Genomic DNA, 14,372 nt, shown 5'->3' with positions numbered 1-14,372 from the left:
CACCCCCTCCAAACGAAGAAGGCCGGGCACATCGCCCGGCCTTTCCACATTCACCCCGCCGCGCGGGACTGGCGCTTGCGCTCGTGCGGGTCGAGGAAGCGCTTGCGCAGGCGGATCGAGTTCGGCGTCACCTCGACGAGCTCGTCGTCGTCGATGTAGGCGATGGCCGTCTCGAGCGACATCGTGACCGGCGTCGTCAGGCGCACGGCCTCGTCGGTGCCGGAGGCGCGCACGTTCGTCAGCTTCTTGCCCTTGAGCGGGTTCACCTCGAGGTCGTTCTCGCGCGAATGCTCGCCGATGATCATGCCCTCGTAGACCTGCTCCTGCGCGCCGATGAACATCTTGCCGCGCTCCTCGAGGTTCCAGAGCGCGTAGGCGACCGAGACGCCGTTCTCCATGGAGATCAGCACGCCCTGGCGGCGGCCCTGGATCGCGCCCTTGTGCGGCGCCCAGGAGTGGAAGATGCGGTTGAGCACGCCCGAGCCGCGGGTGTCGGTCAGGAACTCGCCGTGATAGCCGATCAGGCCGCGCGACGGGACATGGGCGACGATGCGGGTCTTGCCGGCGCCGGCGGGCTTCATCTCGACCAGCTCGCCCTTGCGGGGGCCGGTGAGCTTCTCGATGACCGCGCCGGAATACTCGTCGTCCACGTCGATGGTGACTTCCTCGACCGGCTCGAGCCGCTGGCCGTCTTCCTCGCGGATGATGACGCGCGGGCGCGAGATGGACAGCTCAAAGCCCTCGCGGCGCATGTTCTCGATGAGCACGCCCATCTGCAGTTCGCCGCGGCCCGACACCTCGAACGCCTCGCCGCCGGGGGTGTCGGCGATCTTGATTGCGACGTTGGTCTCGGCCTCCTTCATCAGCCGCTCGCGGATGACGCGCGACTGCACCTTCTTGCCGTCGCGGCCGGCGAGGGGGCTGTCGTTGATGCCGAAGGTGACGGTGATCGTCGGCGGATCGATCGGCTGCGCGGGCAGCGGGACGTCGAGCGCCGGGTCGCAGATCGTGTCGGCGACAGTGGCCTTCGACATGCCGGCGAGGCTGACGATGTCGCCGGCGACGGCCTCGTCGATGGGCTGCTGCGACAGGCCGCGGAAGGCGAGGATCTTGGAGACGCGGAACGACTCGACCTTCTCGCCGGTGCGCGACAGGGCGTTGACCGTCGCGCCGGTGCGCAGGGTGCCGCTCTCGACGCGGCCCGTCAGCAGGCGGCCGATGAAGGGATCGGCGCCGAGCGTGGTGGCGAGCATGCGGAACGGCTTGTCGGCGGCGGCGGCCTGGCGTGGGGCGGGGACGTGGCGCACGATCAGGTCGAACAGCGCCGACAGGTCCCTGCGCGGGCCCTCGAGCGTCTCGTCGGCCCAGCCGGCGCGGCCGGAGGCATAGAGGTGCGGGAAGTCGAGCTGGTCGTCGGCGGCGTCGAGCGCGGCGAACAGGTCGAACACCTCGTCGAGCGCGCGGTCGGGCTCGGCGTCGGGCTTGTCGACCTTGTTGAGCACGACGATCGGGCGCAGGCCGAGGGCGAGCGCCTTGGAGGTGACGAACTTGGTCTGCGGCATCGGGCCTTCGGCGGCGTCGACCAGCAGGACGACCCCGTCGACCATCGACAGGATGCGCTCGACCTCGCCGCCGAAGTCGGCGTGGCCGGGGGTGTCGACGATGTTGATGCGGGTGCCGTTGTGCTCGACCGAGGTCGCCTTGGCGAGGATGGTGATCCCGCGCTCGCGCTCGAGGTCGTTGGAGTCCATCGCGCGCTCGGCGACCGACTGGTTCTCGCGGAACGCGCCGCTCTGCTTGAGGAGTTCGTCGACGAGCGTGGTCTTGCCGTGGTCGACGTGTGCGATGATCGCGATATTGCGAAGGTCCATGAAGCTCTGCCCTGAAAGGAATGCGCCGCCCTTACCGTGCAATTGCAGCGTTGGCTAGGGTTCAGTGTGTCGCGGTCCCGGAGAACAGCTGGATGACGATGACTCCGGCGGCGATCAGCCCGAGCCCGGCGAGGGCCGCGCCGTCGAGCCGCTCGCCGTACCAGACCCAGCCGATCAGCGTGATCAGCGCGATGCCGAGGGCGGACCAGAGCGCGTAGGCGACGCCGACGGGCAGGGTGCGCAGGGTGAGCGCGAGGAAATAGAAGGCGAGGCCGTAGCCGGCGATGACGATCAGCGTCGGGCCGGGGCGGGTGAAGGCGGCGCTGGCCTTGAGGGCGGTGGTGCCGATCGTCTCGAACAGGACGGCGGCGGCGAGGATCAGGTAGGTCGGCATGGGCGGGCTCCTTTACGCCCGACCGCTAGCCCGGCGGCGCGTCCGCCTCAAGCGCCCTGCGCTGCCCCGGCCGCCCCGAGATGCGCCCCCGCACCGGCGGCATGCGCGGCGCGGGGCGGCGGGCGCGGCACGGCGGGCATCCGGGCGGCACGGCGGGCCCAGCCCTCGGCCTCGCGGCGGCTGACCTGCGGGCGGGCGAGGGGGCCGTACTCGCCGCCGGTGAGGCGGAAGACCTGCGCGCGCGCCTTGTCCGAGAGCGCGGCGAGCGCCATCGGGCCGGGGAAGAAGCTCTCCGTCAGCGCGCCCTCGGCGCAGAGCACCGCGTGGCGGGCGAGCAGCAGGTGGACGTAGGTGACCCGCCGGCGGCCGCGCAGGATGCGCGCGCCGGGCAGGGGCAGCAGACCGCAGGCGGGGGCGAAGACCTCCGCCGCGCCGAAGCGGCGGCGCACGTCCCGTCCGCGCAGCAGGATGCGGTGCTGCGACGATACGACGAGATCGCGCCGCGGTACGCCGGGGCCGAGACAGTCGGCCGGCAGGCGCACGGGGCGGTTGTCGATGCCCTTGTCGGTGAAGGCCAGTGCGCTGCGGCCCGCCCACAAGACCGGCCTCGGCCCGTCATCGACCGTGGAGACGAGATCGCCCGGCCGCAGCAGCTCGACCGCGACCGCGCCCATCGGCGTCTCGATCAGGGTGCCGGCGGTGAAGCAGGCGACCGACTGGTAGGGCGTGTCGCTCGAGACGCCGTCGCCGCTGTCGACCGCTTCCCCGTTGCGGCCCGAGACGGGCGCGAAGGCGGTGCCGTCGGCGATCACGGCGTCGGGGGGCGGGACGAGGCCGATATTGTCGCCGTCGATGCGCAGCACGTGGACCGCGTTGCCGTCGGCGTCGAGCAGGGAGAACTCGTTCTCCACCACCGAGCCGGCGGCGTAGGTCTTGCCGAAGAAGGTGACGGGCTCGGCGAGCGTGGCGGCGGCGCCGGTCTCGCTGTAGCCGTCCTCGAACCGGCCGTCGTCGTCGTTCACCACGATCTGCGTCGGTGTGTCGGTGGTGAAGATGAACCGCCCTTCCGTCCATTGCGGACGCGCGGGATCAAAGAGCGGATCCGCCTCGTCGTTCGGCTCGACGTCCCAGAGCAGGTTCTCCTTGGTGAGCTGCGCCGGCCGGTAGAGCGTGTTCCAGTCGTGCACCGCGATGATCGGCATGAGCCCCTCCCGCATCTGATGCGGCAGCTCTAGCGCCAAACCCCTAACGTCCCGTTACGCCGCAACGAAAAAGGCGCGCCACGAGGGGCGCGCCTTGTCAAGTCCCGGGGCCGCGTTCAGCCGGCGAGCGCCTTGTTCAGGTTCTCGTCCACCTTCTCGAGGAAGCCCATCGTGGTCAGCCAGCGCTGGTCGGGGCCGACGAGGAGCGCGAGGTCCTTGGTCATGTGGCCCGACTCGACGGTGTCGACGATGACCTTCTCGAGCGTCTCGGCGAAGTTCTTCAGCGGCGCGTTGTCGTCGAGCTTGGCGCGGTGCTTGAGGCCGCCGGTCCAGGCGAAGATCGAGGCGATGGAGTTGGTGGAGGTCTGCTCGCCCTTCTGGTGCTGGCGGTAGTGGCGGGTGACGGTGCCGTGGGCGGCCTCGGCCTCGACGATCTTGCCGTCGGGGGTCATCAGCTGCGAGGTCATCAGGCCGAGCGAGCCGAAGCCCTGCGCGACGGTGTCGGACTGCACGTCGCCGTCGTAGTTCTTGCAGGCCCACACATAGCCGCCCGACCACTTCATCGCCGCCGCGACCATGTCGTCGATCAGGCGGTGCTCGTAGGTCAGGCCGGCTTCCTCGAAGCGGTCCTTGAACTCCTCGTCGAACACCTTCTGGAACAGGATCATGAACTGGCCATCGTACTGCTTGAGGATGGTGTTCTTCGTCGACAGGTAGACGGGGTAGCCACGCTTCAGGCCGTAGTTGAACGAGGCGCGGGCGAAGTCGATGATCGACTGGTCGAGGTTGTACATCCCCATGTAGATGCCCGAGGACGGCGCGTCGAAGACCTCCTCCTCGATGGTGGTGCCGTCCTCGCCGACGAACTTCATCGACAGCTTGCCCGGCCCGGGGAACTTCATGTCGGTGGCGCGGTACTGGTCGCCGAAGGCGTGGCGGCCGATGATGATCGGCTGGGTCCAGCCCGGCACGAGGCGCGGCACGTTGGAGCAGATGATCGGCTCGCGGAAGACGACGCCGCCGAGGATGTTGCGGATCGTGCCGTTGGGGCTGCGCCACATCTTCTTGAGGCCGAACTCCTCGACCCGGCCCTCGTCGGGGGTGATCGTGGCGCACTTCACGCCGACGCCGATCTCCTTGATCTTGTTGGCGGCGTCGATGGTGATCTGGTCCTCGGTCCGGTCGCGCTCCTCGATGCCAAGATCGTAGTAGAGCAGGTCGACGTCGAGATAGGGCAGGATGAGCTTCTGCTTGATGAAGTCCCAGATGATCCGGGTCATCTCGTCGCCGTCGAGCTCGACGACGGGGTTCTCTACCTTGATCTTGGTCATGCGCGTCCCTCTGTTGTCACCATGGTGTTGGCGCGGCAGATAGACTATCCGCCGCCGCCGATAAAGCCGTTCGCTCAGCCGAGCTGCACCAGGGCGTGGCGCTTCTTGCCGGCGGAGAGCTTGATCGGGCTGGCCAGCTGCTCGGTGCCGATCACGAGGCCCGCGTCGGTCAGCGGCCGGTCGTCGAGGCGCGCGCCGTTGTCGGCGATCAGGCGCTTGGCCTCCTTGCCCGAGCCGGCGAGGCCCGCCCGCACGATCAGCTGCACCACGGAGACGCCGCCGGCCGCCTCGTCCGCCGAGAGCGTCAGCGTGGGCAGGTCGCCCCCGACGCCGCCCTTCTCGAACACCTCGCGTGCCGTCGCCTCCGCCGTCGCGGCGGCCTCGCGGCCGTGCAGCAGGGCGGTGACCTCGTTGGCGAGCACGATCTTGGCCTCGTTGATCTCGGCCCCGCCGAGCGCGCCCAGCCGCTCGCACTCCTCGAGCGGCAGCTCGGTGTAGAGCTTGAGGAAGCGCCCGGTGTCGGCGTCGGTGGTGTTGCGCCAGAACTGCCAGAACTCGTATGGGCTCAGCATGTCGGCGTTGAGCCAGACCGCGCCGCCCTGGCTCTTGCCCATCTTGCGCCCGTCCGAGGTGGTCAGCAGCGGCGTCGTCAGGCCGTAGATCTCGCGGTCGAGCACGCGCCGGGTCAGGTCGACGCCGTTGACGATGTTGCCCCACTGGTCGGAGCCGCCCATCTGCAGCAGGCAGCCGTGGCGCCGGTTGAGCTCGAGGAAGTCGTAGGCCTGCAGGATCATGTAGTTGAACTCGAGGAAGCTCAGCGACTGCTCCCGGTCGAGCCGCGACTTCACGCTCTCGAACGACAGCATCCGGTTGACCGAGAAGTGCCGCCCGATGTCGCGCAGGAAGTCGAGGTAGTTCAGCCCGTCGAGCCACTCGGCGTTGTTGAGCATCTTCGCGCCCGTCGCGCCCTCGCCGTAATCGAGGTAGCGCTCGAACACCGCCTGCATCCCGGCGATGTTGGCGTCGATCTGCTCGGGCCCGAGCAGCGGCCGCTCGTCGGCGCGGAACGACGGATCGCCCACCTTGGTGGTGCCGCCGCCCATCAGGGTGATCGGCTGGTGGCCCGTCTTCTGCAGCCAGCGCAGCAGCATGATGTTGAGCAGGTGGCCCACATGCAGCGACCGCGCCGTCGCGTCGTAGCCGATATAGGCGGTGACGACCCCCTTGGAGAGCTCCTCGTCGAGGCTCTGGTAATCGGTGCAGTCGGCGAGAAAGCCGCGCTCCATGATCCGCGCCATGAATTCGGATTTCGGATGGTAGGTCATCGCTCTTGTTCCTGTCGGGGGTGCGGGGCACTCTATAGGGCGCGGTGGGGCAGAGGGAAAGCCGATGTTGAAAAGCGGGCCGATCAGGGCGCTGGGTGCGATGTCGGGCACCTCGCTCGACGGGGTCGACGCGGCGGTGATCGAGACGGACGGGCACGAGGTGCTCGGCTTCGGGCCGACGGGCTACCGGGCCTACACGCCGACCGACCGCGAGATCCTGCGCGGCGGGCTCGGGCGCTGGCCGGGCGAGCCGGGCGTCGCGGCGGCGGCGGAGGTGGTCGAGGAGGCGCACATGACGCTGCTCGCCGGCCTCGACGCCGAGCTCGTCGGCTTCCACGGCCAGACCCTCGCCCACGAGCCGGCGGGGCGCGGCACGCACCAGGCCGGCGACGGGCAGGCGCTGGCCGACTACCTGGGCCGGCCCGTCGTGTGGGATTTCCGCTCGTCCGACGTGCGCCTCGGCGGGCAGGGCGCGCCGCTCGCGCCGTTCTACCACTTCGCGCTGGCGCGCTGGATCGGGGCGGAGGCGCCGCTCGCCTTCCTCAACCTCGGCGGCGTCGGCAACCTCACCTGGATCGACCCGCGCCTGCCCAGGCCCGACAGCCCCGGCGCGCTGCTCGCCTTCGACACCGGCCCCGCCAACGCGCCGATGGACGACCTCGTCGCCGCCCGCCTCGGCGCCGCGCGCGACGAGGGCGGGCGGCTGGCGCGGGCGGGGAGCGTCGACGAGGCGGTGCTCGACGATTTCACCCGGCAGGGCTACTTCCTGAAGGTGCCGCCCAAGTCGCTCGACCGGATGGACTTCCCCTTCCTCGGCCCCGCCGTGGCGGAGCTGTCGACGGAGGACGCGCTCGCCACCCTGGCCGCATGTAGCGCGGCGGGCGTCATGGCGGGGCTCGACCATTGCCCCGCGCCGCCCGAGCGACTGCTCGTCACCGGGGGCGGGCGGCACAATGCGACGCTGATGGAGATGATCGCCGCCGGCATCGCCTGCCCCGTCGCGCCGGTCGAGGAGGTCGGGCTCGACGGCGACATGCTCGAGGCGCAGGCCTTCGCCTTTCTCGCGGTGCGGGTGGCGCGGGGCCTGCCGACCTCGGCGCCCGGCACCACCGGCGTCGCCGCGGCGGTGGGTGGCGGCACGCTAAGCCGGCCGCGCTCCGATACAAGGTCGCGCGCCGCCTCCTGACAGGCTTCCCCGACCGTCTCCGCGGGAAAATGCTCACCGACGGACAGGGCGGGGCAGATGCCCGCCGATGCCCCTCCGTGAGGGCCGGGCCGCGTTGAACGTTCGGTCGGGAGCGACGTTATCTGTCCGAGAACGGGCGCCGGAGCAGTCACGCAGCGCCCGCGAAACAGGATCAGGAGTCACACCACCATGAAGACCCTCGCAGTCACCGCCCTCGCCTCCCTCGCCGCCGCCCCGGCCTTCGCCGGCGGCCTCGACACCACCGCGCCGCAGCCCGTGCTGACCTCGCCCGCCCCGGCCCCCGCGCCGGTGACGATGGCGACCCGCGACTGGAGCGGCGCCTACGGCGGTGTGCAGCTCGGCTACGGCCAGACCGACGGCGACGTCTTCGCCGAGGAGGAAGAGGGCGCGCTCTACGGCGGCTTCGTCGGCTACCAGCGCGACTTCGGCTCGATCGTCGCGGGCGCCGAGCTCGACTACCTCGGCACCGACATCACCAACGACGCGACCGGCACCGACATCGACAGCCTCGCCCGCGCCAAGCTGCGGGTCGGCTACGACGCCGGCAACTTCCTGCCCTACGCCACCGGCGGCTACGCCATGGCCAACACCTCGGGCGGCCTCGAGGCGGACGCCGACGGCTACTTCTACGGTGTCGGCGCCGACTACATGGTGACCGACCGCATCGCCGTGGGTGGCGAGATCACGAAGAACGAGTTCGAGGACTTCGACGGCAGCGGCGACGATTTCGGCATGACCACCGCCTCGGCGCGGGTGTCGTTCCGGTTCTGAGACAGGTCAACCCGGTCGCCTCGGCGGCCGGGGCGCAGGGGCCACCCCACCCCCCATCTCATAGGCCCCTGACGACGAGAGGGCGGCACCGGCTCCCCCCGGTTGCCGTCCTCTTCATTTGAGCTGCAGCGGCCCGTTCGGATCGCGCGTGATCAGCGCGTCGATCCTCGCCCCCGGCGCGGCGCGTCCGAGCGTGACAAAGCTGCCGCGGCCGAACATGTCCTGCGCCGCCTCGAGCATCGCCTGCTGCGCGACCCGGGCCAGCGAGCTGCCGAGCGACAGCCGGGCGACGCCGGTGCCGGCGAAATCATCCATCGACTGGGTGCTGAAATGCCCCGCCACCAGCCCGTTGACCGGGGCCGAGACGCTGGCGCAGATGCGGCGCAGGTCGTCCATCGTGCCGGGCATCGGCGCGTAGAGCACGTCGGCGCCGGCGGCCTCGAACGCCTGCAGCCGGCGAATCGCCTCGTGGATGCCGTAGCCGCCGGTCAGCACCCCGTCGGCCCGCGCCGTCAGCACGAAATCCGCCGCCAGACCGCGCGCCGCCTCCACCGCCGCGCTCACCCGCGCGACGGCCTCCTCGAAGGCGTAGGGCTCCCGTCCCGGCAGGTCGGTGTCCTCGATGCAGATCCCCGCGAGCCCCGCCTCGGCGGCCAGCCGAACCGTCTCGGCGACGTCCTCGGGCGCCGCGCCGTAGCCGTTCTCGAAGTCGCCCTGCACCGGCACGTTGACGGCCGCGACCAGCGCGCGCGCGTGCTCGAGCGCCTCGTCGCGGGTGACGGTGCCGCCGTCGGGGCGGCCGAGGGTGAAGGCGTGGGCGGCCGAGGAGGTGGCGATGGCGCGCGCGCCGAGCGCCTCGAGCATCCGCGCGCTGCCGATGTCCCACGCGTTGGCGAGGATGAAGGGCGCGCCCGGCTTGTGGAGGGCGCGGAAGGCGGCGCCGGGATCGGTGGGCATGGCTCGTGGCTCCGGGCAGGGTTGCCCGAAGCCTAGGGGAGCCGCCCCCGCGCTGGCAAGCGCGCTGCTCAGGCGGCGCGCTGGACCATGCCGAACAGGTCGCGCGGATCGTCGGGATCGGCGAGCATGTCGAGCAGCACGAAATGCTCGGTGCCCTGGATCGCGCCGTGCAGGTAGCGCAGGGCGGCGAAATCCTCGACGGCGAAGCCGACGCTGTCGAACAGGGTGATCTGGTCCTGCGACGTGCGGCCCTCGGCCTCGCCGTTGATCACCTGCCACAGCTCCGTGACGGGGTGATCCTCGGCAAGCTGCTGGATCTCGCCCTCGATGCGGGTCTGGGGCGGGAACTCCACGAAGATCGACGCGCGGTGCAGGATGCCCTCGGCGAGCTCGGTCTTGCCGGGGCTGTCGCCGCCGACGGCGTTGATGTGCACGCCGGGGCCGACCATGTTGTCGCTCAGGATCGTGGCGTACTTCTTGTCGGCGGTGCAGGTCGTCAGGATCTGCGCGCCCTCGATCGCCTCCTCGGGGCTCTTGCACGACACCACCCGCAGCCCCGTCCCCGCGAGGTTGCGCGCGGCCTTCTCGGTGGCGGCGGGGTCGAGGTCGTAGAGGCGCACCTCGTCGATGCCCACGAGCGTGCGGAAGGCGAGGCACTGGAACTCGCACTGGGCGCCGTTGCCGATCACCGCCATCGTCTTCGCCCCCTTCGGCGCGAGGTGGCGCGCCACCATCGCCGAGGTCGCGGCGGTGCGCAGGGCGGTCAGGATCGTCATCTCCGAGAACAGCACCGGGTAGCCCGTCCGCATGTCGGCGAGCAGCCCGAAGGCCGTCACCGTCTGCAGCCCCGCGAAGGTGTTGGACGGGTGGCCGTTGACGTACTTGAAGCCGTAGAGTTCGCCGTCGGTCGTCGGCATCAGCTCGATCACGCCGACGTCGGAATGAGCCGGGATGCGCGGCGTCTTGTCGAAGGATTGCCAGCGGCGGAAGTTGTCCTCGATGGTCGCGGCGAGGTCGGCGAGCATCTTCTCGATGCCGATATGGTGGACCAGCCGCATCATGTGATCGACGCTGACGAAGGGCACGAGGGCCTTGGCGGAGGGATCGAGGCTCATTTGAGGCTCCCGGTAAAGGGCCGCGTGGGCCGGTCGAAGATACGTTTGCCCAGCAGCGAGGCGGCGAGGTCCACCATCAGCGAGGCGGTGCGGCCGCGCTCGTCGAGGAACGGGTTGAGCTCGACGAGGTCGAGCGAGCGCACGAGGCCGCTGTCGTGCAGCAACTCGGCGACGAGGTGCGCCTCGCGGAAGGTGGCGCCGCCGGGGACGGTGGTGCCGACGGCGGGCGCGATGGCGGGCTCGAGAAAGTCGACGTCGAGCGAGACGTGCAGCAGCCCGCCCGCGGCCTCGACCCGCTCGAGGAACGCGCGCAGCGGCGCGACGATGCCGCTCTCGTCGATGGCGCGCATGTCGACGACGGTGATGTCGGTCTGCTCGAGCGCGTCGCGCTCGGCGGGGTCGACGGAGCGCAGCCCGATCATGCAGACGTTCTCGCCCGGCACCACCGCCTCGGGGGCGGGGAAGGGGGGCGTGAACGAGGGCCGGCCGGTGACGTAGGCGACGGGCGTGCCGTGCAGGTTGCCGCTGTCGGTGGTGTCGAGCGTGTGGAAGTCGCTGTGGGCGTCGAGCCAGAGCACGAACAGCGGCTTGCCCTGCGCCTTGGCGTAGGCGGCCATGCCCGAGACCGAGCCGAGCGACAGCGCGTGGTCGCCGCCGAGGAAGACGGGCATCCCCGTCTCCGCCGCCCGCTGCGCCTCGGCCGCGAGGGTGCGGGTCCAGCCGACGGTCTCGGCGAGCGAGTGCACCGCCGGGTTGCCGACGGGGGCGACGTCGGCCGCCTCCGGGGTGAGGTTGCCGAGGTCGGTGACGCCGTAGCCGAGCGCCTCGGCGGCCGCCGCGAGCCCGGCGACGCGCAGCGCGTCGGGGCCCATGCGGCAGCCCTGGTTGCGCTTGCCGCTGTCCACGGGCGCGCCGATGAGAATGATGTGCTTGTCCATGCGCCGCAGGATGGTCCGGCGCGGCCCGTGGCGGAAGCGGGCAATATGTGCAATCTGGTGGCACAATTGGCCAAATCGGGTGATCGGAATGGACGGACTGGACAAGGCGCTGATCTCCGCCCTCACGCGCGACGGGCGCGCGAGCCTCTCCACCCTCGCCGCCGACCTCGGCGTCACCCGCGCCACCGTGCGCACCCGCCTCGCCCGGCTCGAGGCGACGGGCGAGATCACCGGCTACACCGTCACCACCCGCCGCGACCCCGGCCAGGCGCCGGTGCGGGGGCTGATGATGCTGGGGATCGAGGGGCCGGGGACGGAGCGGATCATGGCCCGCGTCGCCGCGATGCCCCAGGTGCAGGCGGTGCACTCCACCAACGGCACCTGGGATCTCGTCGCCGAGATCGGCACGCGGACGCTCGAGGAGTTCGACGAGGTGCTGTTCTCGATCCGCCGGATGAGCGGCGTCACCCGCAGCGAGACGACGCTGCTGCTATCGACGCGCCGGGGCCGCTGAGGCGGGGCCGCGCGCGGCGGCGGTGAACCACAGCACCGCGAGGATGAGCGAGAACAGCGCGTTCCAGCTCGGCATCGACAGCCCCATCAGCTCCCACGAGACCTGGTCGCACATGATGAGGCGCGGCCCGGCGTCGGCGGCGCCGGGCAGCAGCGCGCCGCCCTCGAGGCCCGACAGTCCTCCCGAGCCGGTGCAGCTCGCCGGCCCCTCCCACCAGTCGCGCTCGACGCCGGTGTGGAAGATGCCGATGCCGGCCGTGCTCAGCGCCGCGAGCCCGCCGAGCGCCGCCATCCAGCGAAACGGCAGGAACACGTAGGTCGCCAGCCCGATCACGACCGCCGCCGCGTGCGGCCAGCGCTGCCACAGGCACATCGCGCAGGGCAGGTAGCCGAGCGACTGGAACAGGAACGCGCTGGCCAGCAGCAGGGCGGAGCCGAGGCTGGCGAGCAGGACGAGGGTGCGGAAGGGCAGGGTCATAGCAGGGGGATCACCAGGAAGGCGCCGACGAGGAGGACGCAGAAGAGCGTGAAGACGAGCCCGAGGCGGCGCTCGATGAACTCGCGGATCGGCGGGCCGAACTTCCACAGCAGCGCAGCGACGAGGAAGAAGCGCGCCGCCCGCGCCACGAGCGCGGCGAGCAGGAACGCCACAACGTTCATCCCCGTCACGCCCGAGGCGATGGTGATGACCTTGAACGGGAACGGCGTCACCCCCGCGATCAGCACCGCCCAGACGCCGTACTCGTTGTAGCGCAGCGCGAAGTCGTCGAATTGCGCGCCCATGTGGTAGAAGTCGAGCACCGGCCGGCCGACCGTCTCGTAGAGGCCGTGGCCGATCCAGTAGCCGAGCAGCGCCCCCGTCACCGAGGCCGCCGTGGCGAGGCCGGCGATGATGAAGGCGCGCGAGGGCCGGGCGAGGATCATCGGGATCATCAGCACGTCGGGCGGGATCGGGAAGAACGAGCTCTCCACGAAGGCGACGATCGCCAGCGCCCACATCGCGTAGCGCCCTTCGGCGAGCCGTATGGTCCAGTCGTAGAGACGTCTTATCATGGGTCGGGAGCCTGCTCGCCTTTTGCGGCGTTAGGACATGGCACGGGCGCTGGGTCAAGCCGCGCCACATCACGGAGCCATCATGAGGAGCGCGGGATGAAATGGCGGGGTCGGCGGGGCAGCCGCAACATCGTGGACCGGCGCAGGTCGGGCCGTGGGCGCGGCGCAGCCGTGGGCGGCGGCGTCGGCGGCCTCGGGCTGATCGCGATCGTGCTCATCGGCTGGATGCTCGGGGTCGACGTCACGCCGCTGCTCGGCGGGCTGACGGGCGACGGCGGGGCGGGCCAGGGGCAGGCCCACGAGCCCACCGCCGCGGACGAGCGCGCCGCGCAATTCGTCTCGGTCACGCTCGCCGACACCGAGGACGTCTGGTCGCGCATCTTCATCGAGCAGGTCGACGCGCGCTACGAGCCGGCGGAGCTGGTGCTCTTCAAGGGCGCGACCCAGTCCGCCTGCGGTGGCGCCTCGGCGGTGACGGGGCCGTTCTACTGCCCCGTCGACGAGCGCATCTACCTCGACACCGGCTTCTTCACCACGCTGGAGCAGCGCCTCGGCGCAGGCGGCGACTTCGCCGCCGCCTACGTCGTGGCCCACGAGGTCGCGCACCACGTCCAGCAGGAGCTCGGCATCCTCGCCGAGGCCAACCGCACCCGCGCCCGGATGAACGAGGCCGACAGCAACGCCGTCTCCGTGCGGATCGAGCTGCAGGCCGACTGCTACAGCGGCATCTGGGCGCGCGCCGCCGAGGCGCAGTTCGGCAGCATCGAGCCCGGCGACATCGCCGAGGCGATGAACGCCGCGCGCCGGATCGGCGACGACGCGCTCCAGCGCGGCTCCGGCGGCGCGGTACGGCCCGAGACCTTCACCCACGGCACCAGCGACCAGCGCGAGGCCTGGTTCGCGCGCGGCTACGAGAGCGGCGACATCGTCGCCTGCGACACCTTCGGCACCGACCGCCTCTGACGCGCCGGCCCCTGCCGCGCCGCGCGTTGACGCAAGGCGGGGCAGGGGCTAGAGCAAGCGCGCCGGCCGGTGTGGCGGAATGGTAGACGCAGCGGATTCAAAATCCGCCGGGGGCGACCCCGTGGGGGTTCGAGTCCCCCCACCGGCACCAGCGGGCCCGTGCCCGGCCCGCGCCCTTCTTCCGCCACATTCTCCCGCGAAGGCACTGCCGGAAGTCGTTGATTCGGCAGCAATGCTCGGGATCTTCGGTCAATCCGGACGATCCGCGCCCATTGGTGCCGATGCGCAAACAGCCGAAGCGGCCGACCCGATGGCATAAATGTGGCGAAGGCGCGCGCGGTCACGCAAGCGTTACTGTTTCCGCACCGGCATCAATCGCTCTCGCCCGCTCCCGGTACTGACCCGGCGCAGCAACCGGAAGTTGTTGCGTGACGGCCGGTTGATCATGAACCGGCTCCATTAGCCCTTGTTTCCCGCGAATGGTGCGACTGCCGCACCGGTCATTGTTCACGCGCCCACTCGCCTCCACCGCGACAATGGAGGCGCAATCGAGGCAGTCGGCCCCTGATCGTGACAAGGTTTCGTCAAAGTTTTTCTTTCTCCCCAACGCCGCGTCCGCCTAGAAAGAACTTGCCCAACTGGGGGGTGACGTTTTTCGGCCGTGGGGGCGGCCGCGCCATCATCCGCATCGCGGAGCTGCCTGGCGGGATGCCGTCGATCGCCACGTGATCG

14 protein-coding genes and 1 tRNA gene are annotated in these 14,372 nt (G+C 70.7%); 5 read left to right on the top strand and 10 right to left on the bottom strand.

Going from position 1 to position 14,372, the window contains the following annotated elements:
• Positions 1-50 precede the first annotated feature (50 nt).
• From typA to tyrS, 5 genes are all read right to left on the bottom strand, one after another.
• Positions 51-1,871: a translational GTPase TypA gene (gene typA, locus OG2516_RS04535; RefSeq protein WP_007254444.1), complete on the bottom strand. Its 1,821-nt coding sequence runs from the start codon at positions 1,869-1,871 to the stop codon at positions 51-53.
• A 61-nt stretch (positions 1,872-1,932) separates the two neighbouring features.
• Positions 1,933-2,265: a DMT family transporter gene (locus OG2516_RS04530; RefSeq protein WP_007254443.1), complete on the bottom strand. Its 333-nt coding sequence runs from the start codon at positions 2,263-2,265 to the stop codon at positions 1,933-1,935.
• 47 nt (positions 2,266-2,312) lie between these two features.
• On the bottom strand, positions 2,313-3,467 hold the full coding sequence (locus OG2516_RS18895) for a Hint domain-containing protein (protein ID WP_007254442.1): 1,155 nt from the start codon (positions 3,465-3,467) through the stop codon (positions 2,313-2,315).
• A 116-nt stretch (positions 3,468-3,583) separates the two neighbouring features.
• Positions 3,584-4,798 (bottom strand): NADP-dependent isocitrate dehydrogenase, encoded by a 1,215-nt coding sequence (locus OG2516_RS04520; protein WP_007254441.1) that lies wholly within the window; start codon positions 4,796-4,798, stop codon positions 3,584-3,586.
• Positions 4,799-4,872: 74 nt separating this feature from the next.
• Positions 4,873-6,123, bottom strand: a complete 1,251-nt coding sequence (gene tyrS / locus OG2516_RS04515) for a tyrosine--tRNA ligase (protein ID WP_007254440.1) — start codon at positions 6,121-6,123, stop codon at positions 4,873-4,875.
• A 64-nt stretch (positions 6,124-6,187) separates the two neighbouring features.
• On the opposite strand from tyrS, the gene OG2516_RS04510 reads away from it, so the two are divergent.
• Both OG2516_RS04510 and OG2516_RS04505 read left to right on the top strand, forming a co-directional pair.
• Entirely contained in the window at positions 6,188-7,309 is a 1,122-nt protein-coding gene (locus OG2516_RS04510) for an anhydro-N-acetylmuramic acid kinase (RefSeq protein WP_040614974.1), read from the top strand.
• 189 nt (positions 7,310-7,498) lie between these two features.
• The gene (locus OG2516_RS04505; protein WP_007254438.1) at positions 7,499-8,101 is read left to right on the top strand and encodes an outer membrane protein; all 603 of its coding nucleotides are present in this window, start codon (positions 7,499-7,501) and stop codon (positions 8,099-8,101) included.
• A gap of 114 nt (positions 8,102-8,215) precedes the next feature.
• On the opposite strand, the gene OG2516_RS04500 is transcribed toward OG2516_RS04505, so the two are convergent.
• The 3 genes from OG2516_RS04500 to rocF form a co-directional block, all read right to left on the bottom strand.
• A complete protein-coding gene (locus OG2516_RS04500) occupies positions 8,216-9,058 on the bottom strand; it encodes an isocitrate lyase/PEP mutase family protein (protein ID WP_007254437.1) in 843 nt (280 codons plus the stop codon).
• A gap of 68 nt (positions 9,059-9,126) precedes the next feature.
• Positions 9,127-10,173, bottom strand: a complete 1,047-nt coding sequence (locus tag OG2516_RS04495) for an ornithine cyclodeaminase (RefSeq protein ID WP_007254436.1) — start codon at positions 10,171-10,173, stop codon at positions 9,127-9,129.
• On the bottom strand, positions 10,170-11,111 hold the full coding sequence (gene rocF, locus OG2516_RS04490; protein ID WP_007254435.1) for an arginase: 942 nt from the start codon (positions 11,109-11,111) through the stop codon (positions 10,170-10,172). The genes OG2516_RS04495 and rocF overlap by 4 nt, the downstream gene beginning before the upstream one ends.
• Positions 11,112-11,199: 88 nt before the next feature.
• On the opposite strand from rocF, the gene OG2516_RS04485 reads away from it, so the two are divergent.
• Positions 11,200-11,625, top strand: a complete 426-nt coding sequence (locus OG2516_RS04485) for an Lrp/AsnC family transcriptional regulator (RefSeq protein ID WP_007254434.1) — start codon at positions 11,200-11,202, stop codon at positions 11,623-11,625.
• On the opposite strand, the gene OG2516_RS04480 is transcribed toward OG2516_RS04485, so the two are convergent.
• Together OG2516_RS04480 and OG2516_RS04475 are read right to left on the bottom strand one after the other, a co-directional pair.
• Positions 11,602-12,102, bottom strand: coding sequence for a disulfide bond formation protein B (locus OG2516_RS04480; RefSeq protein ID WP_007254433.1), 501 nt, complete (start codon positions 12,100-12,102; stop codon positions 11,602-11,604). The genes OG2516_RS04485 and OG2516_RS04480 overlap by 24 nt on opposite strands.
• Positions 12,099-12,677, bottom strand: a complete 579-nt coding sequence (locus OG2516_RS04475) for a YqaA family protein (protein ID WP_040614973.1) — start codon at positions 12,675-12,677, stop codon at positions 12,099-12,101. Before OG2516_RS04475 ends, OG2516_RS04480 begins: the two co-directional genes overlap by 4 nt.
• A 96-nt stretch (positions 12,678-12,773) precedes the next feature.
• Here OG2516_RS04475 and ypfJ point away from each other — a divergent pair, with 96 nt between their 5' ends.
• Entirely contained in the window at positions 12,774-13,640 is an 867-nt protein-coding gene (gene ypfJ / locus OG2516_RS04470; protein WP_040614972.1) for a KPN_02809 family neutral zinc metallopeptidase, read from the top strand.
• A 65-nt stretch (positions 13,641-13,705) separates the two neighbouring features.
• Positions 13,706-13,791, top strand: a tRNA-Leu gene (locus OG2516_RS04465).
• Positions 13,792-14,372: the final 581 nt, after the last annotated feature.

Source organism: Oceanicola granulosus HTCC2516 (genome assembly GCF_000153305.1).
In the GTDB taxonomy this organism is placed as follows: Bacteria; Pseudomonadota; Alphaproteobacteria; order Rhodobacterales; family Rhodobacteraceae; genus Oceanicola; species Oceanicola granulosus.
This window is presented reverse-complemented; position numbering and strand designations above follow the sequence as displayed.